Annotated in this window: 3 protein-coding genes; 2 read left to right on the top strand and 1 reads right to left on the bottom strand. The window is 56.9% G+C overall.

The window, feature by feature from the left end:
• Nucleotides 1–380: 380 nt before the first annotated feature.
• Complete coding sequence (locus PMI18_RS22875; protein WP_007897014.1) at nucleotides 381–1280, bottom strand: LysR family transcriptional regulator; 900 nt, start codon at nucleotides 1278–1280, stop codon at nucleotides 381–383.
• Nucleotides 1281–1438: 158 nt separating this feature from the next.
• Here PMI18_RS22875 and PMI18_RS22880 point away from each other — a divergent pair, with 158 nt between their 5' ends.
• Nucleotides 1439–2620, top strand: a complete 1182-nt coding sequence (locus PMI18_RS22880; RefSeq protein ID WP_007897013.1) for an acyl-CoA dehydrogenase — start codon at nucleotides 1439–1441, stop codon at nucleotides 2618–2620.
• A gap of 13 nt (nucleotides 2621–2633) precedes the next feature.
• Entirely contained in the window at nucleotides 2634–3854 is a 1221-nt protein-coding gene (locus PMI18_RS22885) for a CaiB/BaiF CoA transferase family protein (protein ID WP_007897012.1), read from the top strand.
• The last annotated feature ends 104 nt before the right edge of the window (nucleotides 3855–3958 follow it).

The raw sequence follows: 3958 nt of genomic DNA, 5'->3' as shown, positions 1-3958 counted from the left end.
GCTGGGGCGGCCGATCAGCACGATCCCGCCAAATCAGGGCGGGGCGCGGCATTTTGCAGGCGAACTTTGTGCCCTTCAAGGGATTATGACGGGTGACGGAAAATTAACTACAAGTCACCCCGTGACCGAATGTCGCACTGATCGGTGCAATCCCTTGCAGACCGTGGCTTGTGAGGATTCTGTCCAAAATTCAAGAATTTACACATCGGCACGGTGAATGAGGCGTCATTGCCTGCCAATAGAGGCTCAAGGCCACGTATTCAGGCCTTTGTAGGACGTTTGTGCTACTCCTCAGTACAGTCTGCCAATATGCGACAAATACTTATATCTGTAGTGCTTTTGCATTCCTGACTACGGGGTCAGCTAATAAGTATGAGCCTTTATCCTTCTAGGCTGTAGCTTTGTGCCTGATTCACCAGCCAATCACGAAATGCCCTCAACGAGGCAGATTCGACCTTTCGCTCGGGAATCATCAGGTAGTAGGCCTTAATGCTCGATAGTGCCTGGGTGTTGGCAATCACCAGACGCTTCTCTGTCAATTCGCGCTGAATCAAGAACGGTGGAATCAGCGCGATCCCCATATCGTGCATTGCAGCTTGAGCAAGCATGGAGAATAGCTCGTAACGCGGCCCTGTCATGTCTCGCGGGATATTCAGGTTTTGAGAGTTGAACCACTGGCGCCAGGCATAAGGGCGTGTGGTCTGCTGTAGCAGGGGCAGTTCGGCGATTTCACTGGGGCTCAGGTTGGTTTTTTTGCCCAGTAACGTGGGGCTGCACACCGGCATCGGATTTTCGCCCATTAGCCTGTGGGATTCGGTACCCGGCCAGTCGGCGTCGCCGAAATAGATCGCGGCGTCGAAGTCGGTGTCGGCAAACAGGAAGGGGCGCGTGCGATTGGTGAGGTTGACCGTCACTTCCGGGTGTTTGTGCTGAAAATCCTTGAGTCGAGGCAGCAGCCACTGAGTGCCGAAGGTTGGCACTACCGCCAGTTCGATCATGTTGGCGCCTTGCTGGCCCATCACTGACAAAGTGTCGCGTTCAACCGCGTCGAGTTGGGTGGCCACTCGGCGGCTGTAGGAAAGCCCGGCCTCCGTCAGCTTCACTCCGCGCCGCGAGCGTCGGAACAGTTCGACGCTGAGGAACTCCTCAAGGCTGGCGATCTGTCGGCAAATCGCTCCCTGCGTGAGGGAAAGTTCCTGAGCGGCCTTGGTAAAGCTCTCGTGGCGTGCTGCAGCTTCAAAACTGATCAGGGCGGTTGTACTGGGGATCTTCCTGCGCATGTACGCCAACCTCACTAATACATCGTATATAGGCTATTTTTGCGACGTTACGGAGTGAGAAATTAGCACAACAGTATGCAAAATCCTCGTTTGTCGTGAAGCCGAACCCGGCCTAGGATCACTCCACGTTATTTGACCCGATTCGAGAGGACTCACTCATGGGCGGTAAAGCTAGCTTCAACTGGATCGATCCCCTGCTGCTGGATCAACAGCTCACTGAAGAAGAACGCATGATTCGCGACACCGCTCAGCAATTCGCTCAGCAGAAACTCGCGCCGCGCGTTCTCGAGGCTTTCCGTCATGAGAAGACCGACCCGGCGATCTTCCGCGAGATGGGTGAAGTGGGTCTGTTGGGTGCGACCATTCCTGAGCAATACGGTGGCAGCGGCCTGAATTACGTCAGCTACGGTCTGATTGCCCGTGAGGTCGAGCGTGTCGACTCCGGCTATCGCTCGATGATGAGCGTGCAGTCGTCGCTGGTCATGGTGCCAATCAACGAATTCGGTACCGAAGCACAGAAGCAGAAATACCTGCCAAAGCTGGCCTCGGGTGAATGGATCGGTTGCTTCGGTCTGACCGAGCCTGACCACGGTTCCGACCCGGGCGCGATGATTACTCGTGCGCGCAAAGTGGAAGGCGGCTACAGCCTCACCGGCAGCAAAATGTGGATCACCAACAGCCCGATCGCCGATGTGTTCGTGGTTTGGGGCAAGGACGACGCGGGCGACATTCGTGGCTTTGTTCTGGAGAAGGGCTGGAAAGGCCTGAGTGCTCCGGCGATTCACGGCAAGGTCGGCCTGCGTGCATCCATCACCGGCGAAATCGTCATGGACAACGTGTTTGTCCCTGAAGAGAACATCTTCCCGGATGTCCGTGGCTTGAAAGGTCCTTTTACCTGCTTAAACTCCGCACGCTATGGCATCTCCTGGGGCGCACTGGGCGCTGCCGAGTTCTGCTGGCACACCGCTCGCCAGTACACCCTGGATCGTAAGCAGTTTGGTCGTCCATTGGCGGCTACACAGTTGATTCAGAAGAAGCTGGCTGATATGCAGACCGAAATCACCATGGCGCTGCAAGGCTGCCTGCGTCTGGGTCGTATGAAGGATGAAGGCACTGCTGCCGTCGAGATTACTTCGATGATGAAGCGCAACTCCTGTGGCAAATCCCTCGATATCGCCCGCATGGCGCGCGACATGCTGGGTGGTAACGGCATCTCCGATGAGTTCGGTGTCGCTCGGCACCTGGTCAACCTGGAAGTGGTGAATACCTATGAAGGTACGCATGACGTCCATGCGCTGATCCTCGGTCGCGCGCAGACCGGCATCCAGGCGTTCTATTAATAGGAGAACGGTCATGGGCGCGCTTTCGCATCTACGGGTACTGGATTTATCGCGGGTGCTTGCCGGGCCTTGGGCCGGGCAGATCCTGGCGGACCTTGGCGCCGAAGTCATCAAGGTCGAGCGCCCGGGCAATGGCGATGATACGCGCGCCTGGGGGCCACCGTTCCTTAAAGACGCCTATGGCGAGAACACCAGCGAGGCGGCCTATTACTTGGCCGCCAACCGCAACAAGCAATCAGTGACCATCGACTTCACGCGGCCAGAGGGGCAGCAGCTCGTGCGTGAGCTGGCGGCGAAGTCGGACATCCTCATTGAAAACTTCAAGGTCGGTGGTCTGGCGACTTATGGACTGGACTATGAGTCGCTCAAGGCGATTAATCCGAAGCTGATCTATTGCTCGATCACCGGCTTCGGTCAGACAGGTCCGTATGCCAAGCGTGCGGGCTATGACTTCATGATCCAGGGCTTGGGCGGTCTGATGAGTTTGACTGGCCGTCCCGAAGGAGATGAGGGGGCAGGACCGGTGAAAGTCGGTGTGGCGCTGACAGACATTTTGACCGGGCTCTATTCAGCGGTAGCGATCCTGGCGGCCTTGGCTCATAGGGATCAGGGTGGTGGCGGTCAGCATATAGACATGGCATTGCTGGATGTTCAGGTGGCTTGTCTGGCCAATCAGGCGATGAACTACCTGACTACAGGCGTTGCGCCTAAACGCCTGGGCAACGCTCACCCGAATATCGTGCCTTATCAGGACTTTCCTACAGCCGATGGCGACTTCATCCTCACCGTGGGTAACGATGGGCAGTTCCGCAAGTTTGCGCAGGTGGCTGGTCAGCCGCAGTGGGCGGATGATCCACGTTTTGCGACCAACAAATTGCGGGTGGCTAACCGAGCAGCATTGATTCCGCTGATTCGCCAGGCGACCGTGTTCAAGACTACTGCTGAGTGGGTGGCGCAGCTGGAGCAGGCAGGCGTGCCATGCGGACCGATCAATGATCTGGCTCAGATGTTTGCCGATCCTCAGGTTCAGGCGCGGGGGTTGGCCATTGAGCTGCCTCATGCTTTGGCCGGGATGGTGCCGCAGGTTGCGAGCCCGATACGTCTGTCCGAGACTCCGGTGGAGTACCGTAGTGCGCCTCCTATGTTGGGTGAACACACGCTGGAGGTTCTGCAGCGGGTGTTGGGTCTGGATGCCGGAGTCGTTGCTGGGTTCAAGGCGTCTGGAGTGCTCTGAGCATTCCTTCTATATAGCAGGGCTGGTTTTGCTCTCCTATATAGAGGGGAATGCGCAGTTTTCCGGCGTTATTGATAGAAACGCGTAATTAGAGGTTGACGGCA

The sequence above is a fragment of the Pseudomonas sp. GM102 genome (assembly GCF_000282555.1).
In the GTDB taxonomy this organism is placed as follows: Bacteria; Pseudomonadota; Gammaproteobacteria; order Pseudomonadales; family Pseudomonadaceae; genus Aquipseudomonas.
Note: the sequence above shows the minus strand (reverse complement) of the source record. Positions and strands in the feature narration are given on the sequence as shown.